Consider the following 17,926-nt stretch of genomic DNA (forward strand, 5'->3'; position numbering starts at 1 on the left):
TACGACACCGAGACCGTGTCACGTCGACGTGGGCGCGCGCAGGGTGAAGGCACGCCGGCCCGCGAGAACGGCGGCGCCGGCGCCGGGCGCGACCGCGGCAACGCCGACGCTCCCACCCTCACCGACGCCGCTGGGGCGTTCAGGTCCGCCGGACCAGCGCCCGCAGGCGCCGCAGGTTCGACGACCCCGGCGGGAGGTCCCACACGAGAAGCGATCGGACCGCGTCGTCGTCGATGCGACGGCCCCGTTGGATCACGCGCCGTTCCCGGATCTTCGTCGGCATCTTCACGGCCGCCACGACGACGCCCTTCACAGCGATCACGCCCTTACCGTGCAGCACCGCACGCCAGAAGGTCAGGGTGTACGCGAGCGCCAGCCGCGGCGCGATCGTCGCCAGATATCGCCGCGGGACGTTCTTCGCCACCACCCAGATCAGGTTCTTCAACGTCTGATAGGTCGTGAATCCGGGTATGCGTCCGCTCGTCGCACCGATGCGGTGATAGGCGACGGCCGTCGGGGCGAGGCGCACCCGCCACCCCCGCAAGTGCGCTCGCCAACTGAGGTCGATGTCTTCGAAGTAGGCGAAGAAGTCTTCGTCGAACAGGCCGACATCGCGAAGCATGTCGGCGCGGTACAAGGTCGATCCGCCGCTCGCCCCGAACAGCTCCCCCTCTTCGTCGTACGCGTCCAATCGCTGCTCGCCTCGACCGCGCGGGAACGGCAACCCCCAGATCGAGTAGCACTCGCCCGTGCTGTCGATCCGGGTCCCGTCGATCGTCAGGAACTTGCTGGCCACCATCCCCACCCGCGCGTCGCGCGACATCTCCCCCAGGAGGCGCTCCACCCAGATGGGCTCGGCGATCGCGTCGTTGTTCAGCAGGGCGATGTGGTCATGTCCGCGATGCAACGCGTAGCGGAGTCCCACGTTCACCCCTCCGGCGAAGCCGAGGTTCACCGGCTGCGCGAGGACCGTCACGTCGGGGTACGACGCTCGGAGCATCTCGGCCGATCCGTCGGTGGAACCGTTCTCGACGACCACGATCTCGACCGGCACCGTCTGGCTCCGCAACGAGTCCAGACAGGCGGGGAGGTCGTCGCATCCATTCCAATTGGGGATGACCACGGCCACGCTCATCGCCCGGCTCCTCGTTCGAACAAAGCGTCCTCCAGACGCGTCGGGTAGGTCTCCGGCGCAAAAACCGACCGCGCCCACTCCCGCGTGGAACGAGCGGCTCGCCAGGCGGCGGGTGGGTCGGCGAGCACGCGCAGCAGCGCCTCGGCGATGCCCTCGGCGTCATCGGCGACGACGAGCCCCCCGGTCTCTCCCTCGCCGATCAGCCCCTCGCCCCCCACCGCCGTCGACACCACCGGGATGCCGCGCATCAGCGCCTCCACCGTCTTGAACTTCACGCCCGCACCCATGAGCAGTGGCACGACGACCGCGGTCGCCTTGGCGTAGGACGGTTCCAGGGAAGGCACTTCTCCCGTCACCTCCAGCAGGGGGTCGCTCTCCGCCTCCGCGACCATGCGCGGAGTGGGCCCCGCACCGGCCAGAACGAACCGGACGTCGGGTCGTTGTGCACGCACGCGCGGCACGATGTCGTCGAGCAGGAACTCGGCGGCCTGCGCGTTGACGTCGCGGAAGAACGCCCCGACGAACACGACGGTGGCGGGCCCGTCCGGGGGAGCCGATCCGTCGGCCTCTCCCGCACCGGCGAACGGCGGCCGGAGCACGACGGTGGCGCGGGCGGACGCGCCCAGGCGACGCACGAGTCGGGCATCCTTCTCGCTGAAGACGATGACGGCATCCATCGAGCGGTACAGCCGGCCCTCGTCGCGTCCCACGCTCGCATTCCGCCACAGTCCGAGCAGCCACGCCGCCGAGCCCCGTCGCGTCGCGTCGAAGATGCGCTCGTACGTCTGCGCGATCACGTCTTGGGCGATGACCACGCGCCGTACCCCTGCCCGGCTCGTGCGCGCCGCACGCGCCACCCATCCCATCTCGGTCCAGTGAGCCTCGATCAGGTCGGCGCGCTCGAAGGCATCGCGGGCCGGGCGGGAACGGAGGATCGCCCGGCGGAAACGCCGCGGCGGGCGCACCGGGAAGAGCCGGATCTGCTGGGTGTCCGCCCAGTCAGCCCACCGTCCGGAGGCGTGCGGCCGACACACGACGACCTCGACGTCCAACTCCTCCCGGAGTCGTCGAGCACCCTCCTCGTTCCCCCGCCAATCCGGGGCGATCACCGTGATGTCGTGGCCGAGCGACCGCAGTGCGCGAAGGTGGGCGAGCACGTACTGGCCCCCCGCGTGGGGGATGCCCGTGTAGGGCACGTGCGCCATCACGCTGACGATCCTCATGTCTTCTCCTCGCACCGCGCGCTCCGAGGTCCCGCTATCGAGACGGGCGCCCCGGGGAAGCTACCAATCCGACCGCCCCTGTCCGCGCGGCCTCCCCGGCGCCGACCGCTGTGAGCGCAGGCGCCGTGCACACCCGGCGGCGACGCCGCACGGCTGGCGTCGACGGACTTCACCTCCTGCCTCACCCGACCGCGGGGCAGCGGAGCCGACCCGCTCGCTCGTCGCACGCGGATTCGCGGCCCCCATAATCGGCGGAGCCCCGACCTGAGATGAGACGAATCCGTGGATGCCCCGCTGAAACACATCGTGATCGACGCCCGTTCGATGTTCACGTCCACCGGCCGGTACACCCGCAATCTCATCGAGCACCTCGAGACGCTCGACCAGGAGCACCGCTACACGATCGTGCTCCCGCGCGCGCACTACGACCAGTGGAATCCGCGCAGCGCGCTCTTCTCGAAGGTCGCGACCGACACCCCTTACTTCTCGTGGCGGGAGCAGACCGGGTTCGCCCGTGAGCTCCGGAACCTTCAACCCGACCTCGTCCACTTCGCCATGCCGCAGCAGCCGCTCTACGTCGGAGCACCGCGCGTCACGACGTTCCACGACATGACGCTGCTGAAGATCCGCAACCACAAGAAGCACTGGGCGGTGTCACTGGCCAAGCGGGCGATCGGCGTCGCGGCCTTCGCGGCGATCGCCCACCGTTCGCGCGTGAACCTCGTCGACAGCGTGTACTCGGGACGCGACCTCATCGCCTACACCCGCGCTTCTGCGAGCAGCGTCACGCTGACGTACCCGGCAGCCGACTCGATCACGGAACCCCCTCATCCCGTGCCGGTGCCCTTCGAACGCTTCGTCCTGTACGTCGGCACCCAGGTGCCGTACAAGAACCTGTCGCGGTTGATCAGCGCGGTCGCCGCCCTGCGCGCGGCCGACGCGTCCATCGGTCTCGTCGTCGCCGGCAAGATCGACGGCGACGGTGCGCTCCTTGCGAAGAACCTCGACGAGCGATCGCGGGCGGGGGTGCACTTCGCCGGGTTCGTCTCCGACGCGGAGCTGCGATGGCTGTACGAGAACGCCGCCGTCTACGCCTTCCCCTCGTTCTACGAGGGGTTCGGACTCCCCGGGCTCGAGGCCATGCGCCACGGGTGCGCCGTCGTCAGCAGCAACGCGACGTGTCTCCCCGAGGTCTACGGCGATGCGGCCGTGTACTTCGACCCCTCTCGGGTGTCGGAGATCGGTGCGGCGCTGTCGCAGGTGCTCGCCGACCCCGAGATCGCCGCCGGTCTGCGTGAGCGCGGACGCCGTCGTGCCGAGATGTACTCCTGGCGTTTCATGGCTCTTCGGACTCTGGATTCGTACCGCGACGCACTCGCCCGTTGAGAAAGGCCGCGCCGCACGAGCGACCGGCGCGGCCGCGCGAAGAGTGAAGGCGGGGGTGAACCTGGCCCTCCCCGCGCTCGGGGCGACCGTGCTCCGGAACCTCGGTCGCAGGGGCACACCCCTTCGCCGCAGGGACGAGCCCTGCGGAGGGGCCCGCCGCGCCGAGAGAGCCGTCGCTCAGCGCTCGTCGCGGTCGGCTCCCGACCACAGATCGCCGCACTCGACGGCATCCGCCCCCTGGGCGATGAGGTAGGGACGAGCGCCGACATCGCCGCGCACCGATGCCGCGACAGCGCTCCAGTGGGACCGACCGATGAGCACCGGATGCCCGGGCGCACCGTCGTAGGCGGCGAAGGCGAGGGCGTTCGGCGCGGCACGACGGACCAGACGGGCGACGGCCGCGCGCGGGGTGTCGGGGGTGTCGACCGGCAGGACGACGACCGCCGGAGCGGATCCGGATGTCGCGGACTCGAGGCCCGCGCGAACGGATGCCGCCACCCCGGTCTGCCAGTCGGCGACACGGACGACCGTCGCTCCCGCGGGCACGAGAGGCAGCGCCTCGTCGACGGCCGAGCCGAGGGTGACGAGGATCTCACCGCACCCGCCGTCGCGGAGCGCCCGGACCGCGAGCGCGATCCACGGGGTGCCGGCCGGCGTGCGCGCGAGCGCCTTCGGGCCACCGAATCGACGCCCCGCCCCCGCGGCCAGGACGAGCCCGCAGGGGGCATCGGAGGGGGTGGCCGGCATGGTGACGACAGCGTAGCGCGCGCGAAACACACCCCGACTACGGTCGGAGGCATGCTCGATCTGGCTGCCGACCTGGTGCCGCTGCTCGAGGCGGGCGTGCCCGTCGCGGCGGTGACGGTGACCGACGTGGTGCGCAGCGCGCCGCGCGGAGTGGGGGCGACGCTCGCCGTCACGCGCGACGCGCGGGTGATCGGATCGATCTCGGGCGGGTGCGTCGAGAGCGACGCCGTCATGCTCGGACTCGACGCCCTGCGCACCGGCGAGGTGCGCCGCGCGCGCTTCGGATTCACCGATGACGGCACCGTGACCCCGATCACCGCGGGGCTCGCATGCGGCGGCGCGGTCGACGTTGTCGCCTACCGCATCGACCCGGCAGCGTCCCTTCCGGCGCTCGTGGCCGCGCGGGCGGGACGGCAGGCTGCGCTCCACCTCGACCTCGACGACGCCGGACTCGACCTGCACCGCCCGGCGGCTCCGCGTCTGGTCATCCTCGGCGCCGGCGAACACGCCGCAGCGCTGTGCCGCCTCGGGGCCGCGGCCGGGTTCGCGGTGACGGTCTGCGACGACTGGGCGCTTCTCGTCACTCCGGAACGGTTTCCCGAGGCCGTCGAGCTCGCCGTCGCCTCCCCGCACGAATTCCTCGCACGGTTTCCTGCTCCCGATGCCCGCACCGCCGTGTGCGTGCTGACGCATGACGAGCGCCTCGACGTGCCCGCGCTGCGTACGGCGCTGCGGCTGCCGGTGGGCTTCGTCGGTGCGATGGGCGCGCGGGCGACCGTCGCGCGCCGGGCGACCCTGCTGCGGGCGGCCGGGGTGACGGATGCCGAGCTGTCGCGGCTGCACTCGCCGCTCGGCCTCGACCTCGGCGGTGCGACGGCCGAAGAGACGGCCCTGTCGGTGATCGCCGAGATCGTGGCATCCCGCAACGACGCCGACGCACGCCCCCTGCGCGACGCTCGCGGGCCCCGACTGCACGGGGCGGCGGGACACGTCGCGAGCCCGGCAGCCGCGACCAGCTCGTGCGCGGTGAGGACCGCGTGAGCGTTCTCGTCGTGCGCGGCGCCGTCGCCGTCGTCGAAGACACCGGCCGCGTGCGCACGGGCGACGTCGCGTGCGTCGACGGGACGATCGTCGACGGCGCGGATCTCACGGATGCCACCGTGGTGGACGCCACGGGGTGCGTCGTCACCCCCGGGCTCGTCAACGCGCACCACCACCTGCTGCAGACGGCGTTCCGCACCCTTCCGGGAACCCGCGGCATCCCGATGCGGGAGTGGCTGCCCGCCATGGCCGCGGCCTACACCTCGGCCGGCGTCGACCCGGAGCTCACCGGTCTCGCCGCCCGCGCCGGGCTCGCGGAGTCGCTGCTGAGCGGGGTGACGACCGTCGCCGACCACCACCTCACCTGGCCGAGTGGATCGGACACCGTCGGCATGGCGCGCGCGGCGGCCGCGGCTGCGGCAGGTCTCGGTGCGCGCCTGGTGTTCGTCCGCGGCGCCGCACGCGACGATCCGCAAGAGGCGGCCGCCTCGGCCGATGCCATCGTGCGCGCCCTGCTCCCCGACGTCCAGGGCGGCGTCTCCGCCGACGGGATGCTGCAGGTCGCGGTCGGGCCCGCGGGGGTGCACAGCGATCCGCGCGAGACGTTCGAGCTGTTGGGCGAGGTGGCCGCGACGTACGGCCTGCGTCGACGCACGCAGGCGAACGAGGTCGTCGACGTCGACATCGCCCTCGAGCGCTACGGCTCCCGCCCCATCGACCTGCTCGACGAGTGGGGCTGGCTCGCCCCCGACGTCACCCTCGCCCACCTGTGCGCCGTCACCGACGACGAGATCGCCCGCCTCGCGGCATCCGGAGTCACCGCCACCCACGCCCCCGGCTGCGACGTGCCGATGGGGTGGGGTGTCGCGCCCGTCCGGCGTCTGCTCGACGCCGGACTCGCTGTGGGCCTCGGCACGAGCGGGGGCGGCAGCAACGACGCGGGGCACCTGCTGGCCGACGCGCGCCTGGCGATGCAGGTCTCCGCGCTCGTCGGGCCGCAGCTGCCGGCATCCGAAGTGCTCGGCATGGCCGCCGCCGGGTCCGCCGACGGGCTCGGCCGACCCGAGCTCGGACGCCTGACCCCCGGCTCCACCGCCGACCTGTGCCTGTGGGACGTCTCGGGCGTTGCCGACGCCGGGGTCGACGATCCTGTCGCCGGGCTGCTGTGGGCCTCGCCCGGGCGCCGACCCCGCACGGTCATCGTCGACGGACGTGTCGTCGTCGACGACGGCCGACTGACCACCGCCGACGAAGACGAGATCGTCTCCGAGCTGTTCGAGAGAGTGCGACGATGACCACCATGGCCCCCGCGATCGATGTCGACGACGCCCCCACCGGCGACGAGCTGCTCGGCGCCCACCTGCGGGGCCTCCGCAAGGCACGCGGCCTGACCCTCACCCAGCTCGCCGAGGCGGCCACGCTGTCGCACCCGTTCCTCAGCCAGCTCGAGCGCGGCCTCGCACGCCCCAGCATGGCGAGCCTCGAGCGTCTGGCCCGGGCGCTGGGTACGAGCCGCGTCGAGCTCATCGCGGCATCCGAATCCCCGCGTACCGACCAGGACGCGAAGCCGTCGTTCGTCGCCGCCGACGAGGGCGTGATCGGCCCCTACGCCGAGGGCACGGCACGTCTGCTCGCCACCGGTGCGCGCCGTTTCGAGCCTCTCGAGTTCACCGGCTCGAACTCCGAGCCGGGCGATCACTACGTGCACGACGAAGACGAGTTCCTCACCGTGCTCGAGGGATCCATCGTCATCTCGTTCGGGGTCTACGGCGAGCGCCCCCTGCATGTCGGCGACTCGGTCTACTGCCGGTCGGGTACCCCGCACCGGTGGCACTCGCCCGACGGCTCGACCTACCGCCTGCTCATCGTGAAAGACCTCGTCCACAGCGGCGCCGCCGACGACAAGGCGGGGGGCGACGCGTGAGCGGCGGCGTCACGTTCGACGTCGTCGTGCGCGCGCGCCAGGATGCCGCGGACGACATCGTGCTGCTCGACCTCGAGCGAACGAGCGGCACCCTGCCGCACTGGTCGCCCGGCGCGCACATCGACGTCGTGCTGCCCGGCGGTCTCGAGCGGCAGTACTCGCTGTGCGGATCGGTCGCCGAGCGCGGCATCTGGCGGATCGGCGTGCTGCGCGAACGCGAGGGATCGGTCTGGCTGCACGAGAACGCACTCGCGGGCGCCTCGCTCCGCGTGCGCGGGCCCGCCAATCACTTCCTCTTCGCGCCGACGGCCGGCCGGTCGTATGTCTTCGTCGCGGGCGGCATCGGAATCACGCCGATCCTGCCGATGGTCGAGGCTGCCGAGGGCGCGGGGGCAGCGTGGACGCTGCTGTACGCCGGGCGCTCGCGCGCGACGATGGCGTTCGTCGACGACCTCGTCGAACGGTACGGCGAGCGGGTCGAGATCTACGCCGCCGACGAGGGCCGCCGCCTCGATCTCGCGGCCCGCTTCGCCACCCCGGTCGCGCGTACGGTCGTCTACTCGTGCGGGCCGGCGCGTCTGCTCGAAGCACTGGAGGATGCCATGGCCGCCTGGCCCGGCGGCAGCCTGCACGTCGAGCGGTTCGAGGCGAAGGTGCTCGGACCTCCGGTGTGGACGGAACCGTTCGAGGTCGATCTCATGCTGTCGGGGGTGACGGTGACCGTGCCGCCCGAGCGCTCGGTGCTCGAGGTCGTCGAGGAGGCGGGGGCGATCGTACCCTCCAGCTGCCGTGTGGGCACGTGCGGTACCTGCGAGGTCGCCGTCGTCGACGGCGAGGTCGAGCACCGCGACTCGGTGCTCTCCCCCGAGGAGCAGGCGGCGAACCGCACGATGATGGTGTGCGTCTCGCGGGCGGCGTGCGAGCGGATCACGCTGGAGCTCTGACGCCGACGCTCCCCGGCCATCAAGACAGGGGATCGCACCGGAACAGGGCGGTCCAGCGCCGCTGCCGACCTGTGCTCACGATCCCCTGTTCTCACGCGGCGCGTGCGCGGTGAGCGTGGGCGATGTGCGGCTCGGGAGCGGCCGCGTCGCCCGCAGACGGCCTTGTCCGACAACTTTGTCACGAGGGTCACGCGCGAGAAATACGGCGGAAACGCGCGGTTCCTAGCATCGGATCATCGCCGGATGTTGGTCACACCAACACTGACGCAGCCGCCCCGGGCGGCTCGCCCCGTCGCCGTGGCGCTCGTCTCGACTCCCGTCATCCCGATTCACCGGAGGCCCTCGTGTCCGCCGTTCCACCCGTCTCGATCGCCGCCCTGCGAGGTGTGCGCCTCGCCTCCGGCGACCTCGTCGACATCGCGCTCGACGGCGACGAGGTGCTGGCGGTCGTGCCCGCGGGCAGCCCCCTGCCCGAGACCGACGGGGCGACGCTCGACCTCACCGGGTACCTCGTCACCGCCGCGGGCGCAGAACCCCACGCGCACCTCGACAAGTCGCAGTCGTGGGATGCCATCCAGCCCCCGTTCGGCGACCTCGAGCGGGCCATCGACAGCTGGCACGCCTACGCCATGACCCTCGACGAAGACGACACGCTCGGTCGCGCCCGCTCCACGGCATTGCGGATGCTGGCATCCGGGATCACCGCGGTGCGCACGCACGTCGATCTGCTCCGCGGCGACGACGCCCTCACCGGGGTTCGCGCCCTCGTGCGCCTGCGCGCCGAGCTCGCCGGACTCATGGACATCGAGCTCGTCGCCCTCGGCGGCCCGACCGTGCCCGACGAGGTGTTCGAAGCGGCCCTCGACGCGGGTGTCGATCTCGTCGGCGGCGCCCCGCACCTCGCCGACGACCCGATCGCCGACCTCGAGCGCCTGATCGCCCTGGCCCGCCGTCGCGACGTCGGGCTCGACCTGCACACCGACGAGAGCCTCGCCGGCTTCGACACCCTCGCCGCCTACGCCGCGGCCGTCACGGGCTGGCACCGCCCCCGCACCGCGGGCCACTGCGTGCGGCTGAGCATGATGGCCGAGACCGAGCTCGACGTCCTCGCCGACGGCATCCGCACCGCCGACATCGGCATCATCGCACTGCCGATCACGAACCTCTACCTGCAGGGGTGGGGCGTCGATCGCGCGATCCCCCGCGGTATCGCACCGATCGGCCGCCTCAAGACCGCCGGGGTCCGCGTCGCCGCCGGCGCCGACAACGTGCGCGACCCCTTCAACCCCGTCGGACGCTGCGACCACCTCGAGACCGCCTCGCTCCTCGTCAGCGCCGGACACCTCGCCCCCACCGACGCAATGGATGCCGTGACCATCGGCGCCCGCGACGTGATGGGCCTCGCGGTCGCCGGTCCCACGGCCGGAGCCCGAGCCGATCTCGTCGCGATCAAGGCGGACTCGCTCGGCGAGGCCGTCGCCTTCGCCAGCGCCGACCGCGTCGTGATCCACCGCGGCCGACTCGTCAGCCGCACGACCGTCTCGACCGAGACCGCGGCTCCCGTCGCCCTCCCCGTCCCCACCCGCTCCGCCGCACCCGCGACGGCGCCGTAACCCGCCCCCTACGGAAAGTGAGCGCCCCCGTGACCTTGGCCTCTCCTGCCCCGGTATCCGTCGCGGATCCGACCGCGCCGATCCTGGACTTCCGCAACGTCGCCCTGACGTTCCCCAATGGCACCACCGCCCTCTCCGGCGTCGACCTCACCGTCAACCGCGGCGAGTTCGTCAGCGTCGTCGGCCCCTCCGGTTGCGGAAAATCGACCCTGCTGCGCATCGCGTCGGGGCTCGAGACCGCGAGCGAGGGCGTCGCCACCGTCAACACCGACCGCATCGGATACGTCTTCCAAGACGCCACGCTGCTGCCCTGGCGCGACGTGCAGTCCAACGTCGAGCTCCTGGCCGAACTCAACTGGCAGCCCAAGCGCGTGCGCACGCCGAAGGCGCAATGGGCCATCGACCTCGTCGGCCTGAACGGGTTCGAGAAGCACCTGCCCAAGCAGATGTCGGGCGGCATGAAGATGCGCGCCTCGCTCGCGCGCTCGCTCACGCTCGACCCCGAGCTCTTCCTCTTCGACGAGCCGTTCGGCGCCCTCGACGAGATCACCCGCGAGCGCCTGAACGACGAACTCATCAAGATCTTCGTCGCGCAGAAGTTCGGCGGGCTCTTCATCACCCACTCGGTCTCCGAGGCCATCTACCTCTCCACCAAGGTCGTCGTGATGTCGGGGCGCCCCGGTCACCTCGTCGACACCTTCGAGATCCCCTTCGACATGCCCCGCGACCCCGAGATCCGGTACACGGCGGAGTACGCGAAGCTCGTCGGCGAGGTCTCCCACGCCCTTCGGGAAGGACACTCATGAGCACCACGTCTGCAGAGCCGGTCGTCGCCCCGTCGTCCGCGCCCACGGGATCCACTCCCCCGCCCACCACGCCGCGCGCTCGCACAGCGACCGCCCGCGGCCGGTTCGGCGCCCGCGCCTTCGCGCTCGGCCCGCCTCTCGCCGTGCTCGTCGTGCTGTTGGGCGGCTGGTACGCCATCTCCATCGCGCTCGCAGCATCGGGCAAGGGCTTCCTCATGCCCATGCCGCACGAGATCTTCACGCTCGGGTTCTTCGACCCGCAGGTGGGCGCCGACATCTGGATCGCGCTCTTCCGCACGACCGGCGTCGCCCTCACGGGTCTGTTCGTGGCCATGGTGCTGGGCATCGGCTGGGCGATCGCGATGTCGCTCGCCCGATGGGTCGAGCGCTCCACCTACGCCTACGCCGTGATGCTCCAGTGCATCCCGATCCTCGCGCTCGTGCCGTTGGTCGGCTTCTGGTTCGGCTACGAGTTCCTCGCCCGCGTCATCGTCTGCGTGCTCATCGCCCTCTTCCCCATGGTGTCCAACACGCTGTTCGGCCTGCAGTCGGTCGACAAGTCGCAGCGCGAGCTGTTCCGCCTGCAGAAGGCCAACAAGTGGACCGTGCTCACCAAGCTCACCCTCCCCGCAGCCCTCCCCTCGATCTTCGTCGGCATGCGCACCTCGGCCGGCCTGTCGGTCATCGGCGCGATCGTCGGCGACTACTTCTTCCGCCGCGGTGAGCCCGGCATCGGCTCGCTCATCGCCAATTACCAGTCGCGCCTGCAGAGCGCCGAGCTGTTCGCCGCCATCCTCGCGGCCTGCCTGCTCGGGGTGGCGATCTTCGCCCTCTTCGGCTGGATGTCGAAGGTGGCCGTCGGCCGCTGGTACGACAGCACCCTCTGACCCGCACCACTGACGCACTCCGGATGCCGCGGCGACGCACCGTGGCGGCATCCGGCGTACCCGAAACACCCGCACCCGAGAAGCCCCACCCGTCATAGAAAGCGAACCAGCATGCAGCGCTCCACCCTCGTCCGCGGCACCGCCGTCACCGGCGCCGTCGCGATCGCCCTCACCCTCACCTCCTGCGCCGGCAGCGCCGCGGAAACCGCCCCCACGGCGTCCGACATGGAGATCGGCTCGGTCGATCTGTCGGCCGACTGCCCCTCGACCATCGTCATCCAGACGGACTGGAACCCCGAAGCCGAGCACGGTCACCTCTACGAGATGATCAAGGACGACTACACGATCGACGCCAACACCAAGGCGGTCACCGGTCCCCTCATGTCCGACGGCGAGTACACCGGCGTCAACCTCGAGCTCCGCGCCGGAGGCCCCGCCATCGGCTTCCAGACCGTCTCGGCGCAGATGTACCAGGACGACGCGATCACCCTCGGCTACATCAGCACCGACGAGGCGATCCAGCTCTCGGACACCACCCCCACCAAGGCCGTCTTCGCCCCGCTGGACATCAGCCCGACGATGGTCATGTGGGACCCGACCACCTACCCCGACGTCAAGTCGGTGGACGACGTCAAGGCCGCCCTCTCGGCCAACGGCGGGGTCTGGCGCTACTTCGACGGCTCGGCGTACATCGAGTACCTCAAGAGTGCGGGGCTGGCCGACGCCTCGATCCTCGACGGCTCGTACGACGGCACCCCGTCGAACTTCGTCGCCGCCGGGGGCAAGGACATGCAGCAGGGCTTCGCCTCGGCCGAGCCCTACGTGTACCAGAACGAGGTCTCGGCGTGGGGCAAGCCCGTCGACTTCGCCCTCATCCACGATGCGGGATGGCAGACCTACCAGTCGTCGGTGTCGGTGAAAGCCGCCGACTTCGAGGAGCTGTCGCCGTGCCTGACGAAGCTCGTGCCCGTGCTGCAGAAGGCCGGCGTCGCGTACTACGAGGACCCGTCGGCGGCCAACGCCCTCATCCTCGACCTCGTAGACCAGTACGCCACCGGCTGGACCTACACGCAGGGCGTCGCCGACTACTCGGTGAAGACGCAGGTCGACCTCGGCCTCGTCGGCAACGGCACGAACTCCACCTACGGCGACTTCGACGACGACCGCTTCGCGGACTTCTTCGACAAGGCGAGCAAGGTCTACACCGACCTCGGCACCCCGCCCGCGGCCGGCTACACCCCGGCCGACCTGTACACGAACGAGTTCGTCGACACCTCGATCTCGTTCTGACCGCCGCGGCCCGGCCCGCTTCGTGCGGGCCGGGCCGTCCGGTCGGCCCCGCACCGACCGTCCGGTGACGCAGCGGTAGCGGACACAACGCAGGAACTCCGCCGCCGAGCACCACCCCGCCCAGCGGGAATCAGCCCGATCGGCCGCAGAACTCCTGCGTCGTGTCCCGCCGGTCCCCGCACATCGAAGGCGACGACCCCACCAGAGCCCGAACCCGGATTCCTCGCTCTGCGAAGGCGCCGGCTCGCCCGCCACGCCTGACTCCTCGGCATCCATCCCCACCCGTTCCACCCGGAGACACCCCATGAGCGACACCACCACCCGCGTCCTCTCCCTCGAAGACGAACTCCTCGACCTGCTCGGCCCGGCCGCCGTCAGCACCGAACCGCGCGTGCGCGAGCGCGCCAGCGTCGACGGCTCGCCCATGTCGCCGATCATCGCCGCCCAGCTCCCCCTCGGCCTCGCCGACCTCGTCGTCTTCGCTGCGGACGCCGCGCAGATCGCCACGGCCGTGGCCGCGGCATCCCGTCACGGTGTTCCGATCACCGTGCGCGGCAAGGGCACCGGCAACTACGGCCAGGGAATCCCGATGCGAGGCGGCCTCGTCATCGACACCACTCGCGCCAAGGCCATCGTCGAGGTCGGCGACGGCTTCATCACCGCCGAGGCGGGTACCCCGATGGTGCTGCTCGAGCAGGCCGCGTGGGCCGCGGGCCAGGCGCTGTGGATGTACCCCTCGACCGCGCAGTCGACCATCGGCGGCTTCCTCTCGGGCGGCTCCGGCGGCACCGGCTCGATCGAGCACGGCTCCAACGACCGCGGCTTCGTCGCCGCCCTCGACGTCGTGCACGCCGACGGCAGCGCCGAGATCCACCACGTCGAGGGCGACGAGGCCCAGAAGTACGTGCACAACTACGGCACCGCGGGCGTCATCGTGCGCGCGACCGTGCGACTCGAGCCGCTCCGCGAGTGGCGGGGCCTGTGGGCGAGCTTCCCCGACTTCGCCGGAACCCTCTCGGTGGTGCAGACCATCGGCAACCTCGAGCCCGCTCCGCGCCTGGTCTCGGGCGACGGCCCGGAGATCTCCGCATCCCTCCCCGCCGACGACGCCATTCCACAGGACCGGTCGAGCCTGCGCGTCATCCTGGACGCCGCCCAGATCGACACCGTCACCGCGATCGTCGAGGGCGCGGGCGGCCGCGTCGAGGCCGTGCGCGAGGGGCCGCAGGCCAGCATCCGCCTGTCGATGCTGAGCTACAACCACCCGATCGAGTGGTACCAGAAGAGCCAGCCGCACGAGGTGTTCCACCTCGAGGTCGCCGGCGCACCGCTCGCCGACGCCATCGAGGATGTCGAGGCGGTGTTCCCCGGATCGCACCTGCACATCGAATCGACGAAGGCTTTCCCGATCGGCATGCTCGCCGCACCCTACGTCAGCGAAGAAGACGTGTACCGCGGCATCGCCGCGCTCAACGCCATCGGGGTGGGCGTGCACAACCCGCACCAGTGGAACGTCGACTTCAACGTCGAACAGACCGCCGAGACCGCCGCGCTCACCGATCCGAACGGGCTGCTGAATCCCGGCAAGCTCAACCCCGACTACACCGGCGCGCGCAAGGGAGCGATCATCTCATGACCCGTCTTCTCGCCGAGCTCAGCGGCCCCGCCGCAGCCGAGGCCCTGACCGAGGACTCGATCCTCGTCCTGCCCACGGGAGCGATCGAGCACCACGGTCCGCACCTCCCCCTGGCGACGGATGCCATCGTGGCCGAGGCCTCGGCGACCGCCGCCGTCGCGCGCGCCGCCGCGCAGGGACTCGACGTCTGGCAGCTGCCGACGCTGTCGATTACGAAGTCCGACGAGCACTCCTGGGCCCCGGGAACGCTGTGGCTCACTCCCGAGACGATGATGCAGACGATCGTCGACATCGGCCGGTCGATCCTCACCACCCGCGCCCGCACCCTGGTGTTCCTCAACGGACACGGCGGCAACGTCGCCCTGCTGAACGTCGCGAACCGGGAGCTGCGCCGCCGCTTCGGGCTCCGGACGTTCTTCATGCCCGCCGCGCGCGTCCCCTCGTTCGACGGCACCGACGGGGGCCCGAACGAGCACGGCACCGGCATCCACGCCGGACACGGCGAGACCAGCATGATCATGCACCTGCGGCCCGAGCTCGTGGACCCCTCGACGTTCGCGGCAACCGTGCCCGCGCACATCGGCGATTTCCGTCACATCGGCTTCAACTCCAAGCCCGTGACCTTCGGATGGCTGTCGAACGACTTCGGACCCACCGGTGTGCTGGGCGACCCGACGGGTGCGAACGCCGCGCACGGGGCCGAGCTGTTCGAGCAGAGCGTCTCGTTCGTCGTCGAGGCGCTCGAGGAGATCAGCCGATTCGACTACACCGCGTGAGGGCAGTGCGGGCCTGTCGGACACAACGCAGGAGATCTGCGCCCGTCTCGCGGGAACCGAGGGGCGACCGGCGGGCCGACCTCCCCCACGCCCGCGAATCTCCTGCGTTGTGTCTCGGCGGACGGCCGCATCGCATCCGCCGGGGTTCAGCCGCAGCCGCGATGGCACCCGCGACCGACCCGACACAACGCAGGAAATTCGCGCCGGGGCTGCCGCCGGGTCGCCGCAGCGGTGTGCCGGAGGCAACGAATCTCCTGCGTTGTGCCCCACGGCGGGGGAGAACCGCATGAGTGTCGCCGCCGAGACCGGCCAGGGCGTGCGCGCGTACGGACAGGTGCTGCGACTACCCGGGGCCCGTAGCTTCGTCGCCGCCGGGATCCTCGCGCGCTTCCCGCGCGCGACCCTCTCGCTCGGCATCATCCTGCTCGTGTCATCCGCCACGGGGAGTTTCGCCTCGGCCGGCATCGTCGTGGCCCCGCTCGTCGGCGGCATGGCCATCGCCGCTCCCCTGTGGTCGTCGCGCATGGACCGCTTCGGCCAGAGCCGCGTCATCCTCGTGTCTCTCGGATGCCTGGTGCTCACGGCATCCGTGCTGCTCGCCCTCGTGCTGTCGGGTGCCCCGTTCTGGACATGGCTCGTCGCCGCGTTCTTCACGGGGGCGGCGACCCCCGACCTCACCTCCGCCGTGCGCGCGCGGTGGACGGTGCTCGCCCCGCCCGCCCAGCGCACCCCGGCGCTCGCGCTGGAGACCATCGGCGATCAGATGGTGTTCATCAGCGGGCCGCCCGCGATCACCGCGGTGGCGGCGGCCCTGGATCCGGCCGTGGCCATGCTCGGCTCGCTCGGACTCGGGGTGATCGGCGGCGTCTGGCTCGCCGCCCAGCGGGGCACAGAACCCGCCCGCAGCGACCGGCCGCAGGCGCGCGGCATCGTGCTCCCCCCGCTCGGCGTCGTGCCGATCGCCCTGGCGTGCGTGGCCCTGGGCGGCGTGTTCGGATCGTTCGACGTGAGCCTGGTCGGCTGGGCCGAGGTCGACGGGCGCCCCTGGCTCGCGGGTCCCGCGTTCAGCGCCCTGGCCGTGGCGATCGCCATCGGCTCGGTGGTCACCGGCGCGCGCGCGTGGCGGCTGTCACCGGCGGCCCGGTTCATCCTGTTCGCCGCGATCGCGGCGGTCGTCTCTCTCGCCCTGCCCGTCGCCGAGCAGGCCGTCCTCCCGCTGTTCGGGGTGATCCTGCTGCTCGGACTGACGGTCTCGCCGGTGATGGTGTCGGGGATCCTCGTGGCATCCGCCCGCGCGCCCGAAGGGCGGGTGACCGAGACGCTGGCGTACCCCACGGCGGCGATGTCGCTCGGCGTCCCGATCGGCGGTGTGATCGCGGGAGCAGCCCTGGATGCCACCGGCCCCGCGGCCGCGCTGACCACCATCGCGGTGTCACTGGGGCTGGCCGCGATCATCGCCGCAGCGGGCGAAGCGCTGCTGCGCCTGCGACGACGGGGCGCCACCGCCTGACCCACGGCCCCGTCCGGGCGACGACACCTCGGAGGGGGCGCGGCTCTCGACCCGTCGGGTGTCCACACGCCGCTGCCGCCAGGCGAGCGGCGGGTGCTGGAGCGTCAGCGAGCGAGTGCCGCACCGAGGTGACGGAGGACCGAGACGTGGCCGTCGTCGGGACGCAGGTCGAGCGTCGCGTGCGGGAGGGCCACTGCCAGCATCCGCGCGTGAACGGGCGGGATCACGCGGTCGCGCGCGCCCTGGACGAGGAGGACGGATGCCGTGACCTTGGCGAGCTCGAACCCCCAGGGCCGCGTGAAGGCGAGGTCGTCGTCGATGAGCCCGTCGGGTCCGATCTCCCCCGCCGCGCCGGCGTCGGCTCCGAGGGAAGCCCACTCATGCTCGAGCGCTGCGAGGTCGGCATCCACGAACTGCGCCGGATCGAACTGATCGGTCTCGGAGAAGAGGCGACGAGCGGCCTCGCCCTCCACCGCGGCGTGCAGCCCGCCTGGCGCCTGCATTCCGGCGAACCAGTCGTCGTCGCCGGTGAACGGCGCGGGCGAGGCGAACGTGATCACCGCGCGGACGAGGTCGGGCATCGCCGCGGCGCACGCGAGGGCGTGCGGTCCGCCGCCGGACGCTCCGACCGAGACGACGGATGCCACGCCCAGCTCGTCGAGCACCGGCCCGATCCCCTCGGCGACGTCGGCGACCGTGCGGCCCGGCCTCCGCAGGGACCCGGCGTAGGCGGGGCGGGCGGCCGAGACGACCGCAAGGCCACGGGTGTCGGCCGCTTGCTGCACCGGCGGGAGGATCGCTCCGGTCTGCGGCGAACCGTGATGCCACAGCAGCACGTCGCGTCCGGCGATGTCGTCATGGGACGTATGGACGTCGAGCCCCGCGATGATCCTCTGCATGCGCCCTACGCTGGCACGGCCGCACCGCGAACGCGAGAGCGCGACCCCCGCCTGACTCGGGGCGTGCGCGGAAGCGCGTCGAGCGTGCAGGACACCCGGCCGATAGCGG

General features: G+C 71.7%; 16 protein-coding genes. 12 read left to right on the forward strand and 4 right to left on the reverse strand.

Going from position 1 to position 17,926, the window contains the following annotated elements; all coding sequences use genetic code 11:
- Positions 1 to 139 precede the first annotated feature (139 nt).
- Both FHS07_RS04935 and FHS07_RS04940 read right to left on the reverse strand, forming a co-directional pair.
- Entirely contained in the window at positions 140 to 1,135 is a 996-nt protein-coding gene (locus FHS07_RS04935) for a glycosyltransferase family 2 protein (RefSeq protein ID WP_183418740.1), read from the reverse strand.
- On the reverse strand, positions 1,132 to 2,358 hold the full coding sequence (locus FHS07_RS04940; RefSeq protein ID WP_183418741.1) for a glycosyltransferase family 4 protein: 1,227 nt from the start codon (positions 2,356 to 2,358) through the stop codon (positions 1,132 to 1,134). The genes FHS07_RS04935 and FHS07_RS04940 overlap by 4 nt, the downstream gene beginning before the upstream one ends.
- A gap of 282 nt (positions 2,359 to 2,640) precedes the next feature.
- On the opposite strand from FHS07_RS04940, the gene FHS07_RS04945 reads away from it, so the two are divergent.
- Positions 2,641 to 3,744, forward strand: coding sequence for a glycosyltransferase (locus FHS07_RS04945; RefSeq protein WP_183418742.1), 1,104 nt, complete (start codon positions 2,641 to 2,643; stop codon positions 3,742 to 3,744).
- 177 nt (positions 3,745 to 3,921) lie between these two features.
- On the opposite strand, the gene FHS07_RS04950 is transcribed toward FHS07_RS04945, so the two are convergent.
- Positions 3,922 to 4,491 (reverse strand): nucleotidyltransferase family protein, encoded by a 570-nt coding sequence (locus tag FHS07_RS04950; RefSeq protein ID WP_183418743.1) that lies wholly within the window; start codon positions 4,489 to 4,491, stop codon positions 3,922 to 3,924.
- 51 nt (positions 4,492 to 4,542) lie between these two features.
- Here FHS07_RS04950 and FHS07_RS04955 point away from each other — a divergent pair, with 51 nt between their 5' ends.
- The 11 genes from FHS07_RS04955 to FHS07_RS05005 all read left to right on the forward strand — a co-directional run bounded on the left by FHS07_RS04955 (position 4,543) and on the right by FHS07_RS05005 (position 16,918).
- On the forward strand, positions 4,543 to 5,532 hold the full coding sequence (locus FHS07_RS04955) for an XdhC family protein (protein WP_183418744.1): 990 nt from the start codon (positions 4,543 to 4,545) through the stop codon (positions 5,530 to 5,532).
- Positions 5,529 to 6,827, forward strand: coding sequence for an amidohydrolase family protein (locus FHS07_RS04960; RefSeq protein ID WP_183418745.1), 1,299 nt, complete (start codon positions 5,529 to 5,531; stop codon positions 6,825 to 6,827). The genes FHS07_RS04955 and FHS07_RS04960 overlap by 4 nt, the downstream gene beginning before the upstream one ends.
- Complete coding sequence (locus tag FHS07_RS04965; RefSeq protein ID WP_183418746.1) at positions 6,824 to 7,456, forward strand: helix-turn-helix domain-containing protein; 633 nt, start codon at positions 6,824 to 6,826, stop codon at positions 7,454 to 7,456. The genes FHS07_RS04960 and FHS07_RS04965 overlap by 4 nt, the downstream gene beginning before the upstream one ends.
- Positions 7,453 to 8,400: a 2Fe-2S iron-sulfur cluster-binding protein gene (locus FHS07_RS04970; protein ID WP_183418747.1), complete on the forward strand. Its 948-nt coding sequence runs from the start codon at positions 7,453 to 7,455 to the stop codon at positions 8,398 to 8,400. Before FHS07_RS04965 ends, FHS07_RS04970 begins: the two co-directional genes overlap by 4 nt.
- A 344-nt stretch (positions 8,401 to 8,744) precedes the next feature.
- Positions 8,745 to 10,013 carry an amidohydrolase family protein gene (locus FHS07_RS04975; protein WP_183418748.1) on the forward strand — a complete coding sequence of 423 codons (1,269 nt, stop codon included), beginning with the start codon at positions 8,745 to 8,747 and terminating at the stop codon, positions 10,011 to 10,013.
- A gap of 29 nt (positions 10,014 to 10,042) precedes the next feature.
- Positions 10,043 to 10,819, forward strand: a complete 777-nt coding sequence (locus tag FHS07_RS04980) for an ABC transporter ATP-binding protein (RefSeq protein ID WP_183418749.1) — start codon at positions 10,043 to 10,045, stop codon at positions 10,817 to 10,819.
- Positions 10,816 to 11,706 carry an ABC transporter permease gene (locus tag FHS07_RS04985; RefSeq protein ID WP_183418750.1) on the forward strand — a complete coding sequence of 297 codons (891 nt, stop codon included), beginning with the start codon at positions 10,816 to 10,818 and terminating at the stop codon, positions 11,704 to 11,706. Before FHS07_RS04980 ends, FHS07_RS04985 begins: the two co-directional genes overlap by 4 nt.
- Before the next feature lie 111 nt (positions 11,707 to 11,817).
- Positions 11,818 to 12,996 carry an ABC transporter substrate-binding protein gene (locus tag FHS07_RS04990; protein ID WP_183418751.1) on the forward strand — a complete coding sequence of 393 codons (1,179 nt, stop codon included), beginning with the start codon at positions 11,818 to 11,820 and terminating at the stop codon, positions 12,994 to 12,996.
- A gap of 304 nt (positions 12,997 to 13,300) precedes the next feature.
- A complete protein-coding gene (locus FHS07_RS04995) occupies positions 13,301 to 14,632 on the forward strand; it encodes an FAD-binding oxidoreductase (RefSeq protein WP_183418752.1) in 1,332 nt (443 codons plus the stop codon).
- On the forward strand, positions 14,629 to 15,408 hold the full coding sequence (locus FHS07_RS05000; RefSeq protein ID WP_183418753.1) for a creatininase family protein: 780 nt from the start codon (positions 14,629 to 14,631) through the stop codon (positions 15,406 to 15,408). Before FHS07_RS04995 ends, FHS07_RS05000 begins: the two co-directional genes overlap by 4 nt.
- A gap of 286 nt (positions 15,409 to 15,694) precedes the next feature.
- The gene (locus tag FHS07_RS05005; RefSeq protein ID WP_183418754.1) at positions 15,695 to 16,918 is read left to right on the forward strand and encodes an MFS transporter; all 1,224 of its coding nucleotides are present in this window, start codon (positions 15,695 to 15,697) and stop codon (positions 16,916 to 16,918) included.
- 104 nt (positions 16,919 to 17,022) lie between these two features.
- Here FHS07_RS05005 and FHS07_RS05010 read toward each other — a convergent pair whose 3' ends face one another.
- Positions 17,023 to 17,817, reverse strand: a complete 795-nt coding sequence (locus tag FHS07_RS05010; RefSeq protein ID WP_183418755.1) for an alpha/beta fold hydrolase — start codon at positions 17,815 to 17,817, stop codon at positions 17,023 to 17,025.
- Between the last annotated feature and the right edge of the window lie 109 nt (positions 17,818 to 17,926).

Origin of the sequence: Microbacterium proteolyticum (genome assembly GCF_014192415.1) — a bacterium.
In the GTDB taxonomy this organism is placed as follows: Bacteria; Actinomycetota; Actinomycetes; order Actinomycetales; family Microbacteriaceae; genus Microbacterium; species Microbacterium proteolyticum.

What these genes read in the sequence shown, in the direction of transcription:
- FHS07_RS04935 (WP_183418740.1), bottom strand. Translation starts at nt 1,135, where the DNA reads ATGAGCGTGGCCGTGGTCATCCCCAATTGGAATGGATGCGACGACCTC.
- FHS07_RS04940 (WP_183418741.1), bottom strand. Translation starts at nt 2,358, where the DNA reads ATGAGGATCGTCAGCGTGATGGCGCACGTGCCCTACACGGGCATCCCC.
- FHS07_RS04950 (WP_183418743.1), bottom strand. Translation starts at nt 4,491, where the DNA reads ATGCCGGCCACCCCCTCCGATGCCCCCTGCGGGCTCGTCCTGGCCGCG.
- FHS07_RS04955 (WP_183418744.1), top strand. Translation starts at nt 4,543, where the DNA reads ATGCTCGATCTGGCTGCCGACCTGGTGCCGCTGCTCGAGGCGGGCGTG.
- FHS07_RS04965 (WP_183418746.1), top strand. Translation starts at nt 6,824, where the DNA reads ATGACCACCATGGCCCCCGCGATCGATGTCGACGACGCCCCCACCGGC.
- FHS07_RS04985 (WP_183418750.1), top strand. Translation starts at nt 10,816, where the DNA reads ATGAGCACCACGTCTGCAGAGCCGGTCGTCGCCCCGTCGTCCGCGCCC.
- FHS07_RS04990 (WP_183418751.1), top strand. Translation starts at nt 11,818, where the DNA reads ATGCAGCGCTCCACCCTCGTCCGCGGCACCGCCGTCACCGGCGCCGTC.
- FHS07_RS04995 (WP_183418752.1), top strand. Translation starts at nt 13,301, where the DNA reads ATGAGCGACACCACCACCCGCGTCCTCTCCCTCGAAGACGAACTCCTC.
- FHS07_RS05000 (WP_183418753.1), top strand. Translation starts at nt 14,629, where the DNA reads ATGACCCGTCTTCTCGCCGAGCTCAGCGGCCCCGCCGCAGCCGAGGCC.
- FHS07_RS05005 (WP_183418754.1), top strand. Translation starts at nt 15,695, where the DNA reads ATGAGTGTCGCCGCCGAGACCGGCCAGGGCGTGCGCGCGTACGGACAG.
- FHS07_RS05010 (WP_183418755.1), bottom strand. Translation starts at nt 17,817, where the DNA reads ATGCAGAGGATCATCGCGGGGCTCGACGTCCATACGTCCCATGACGAC.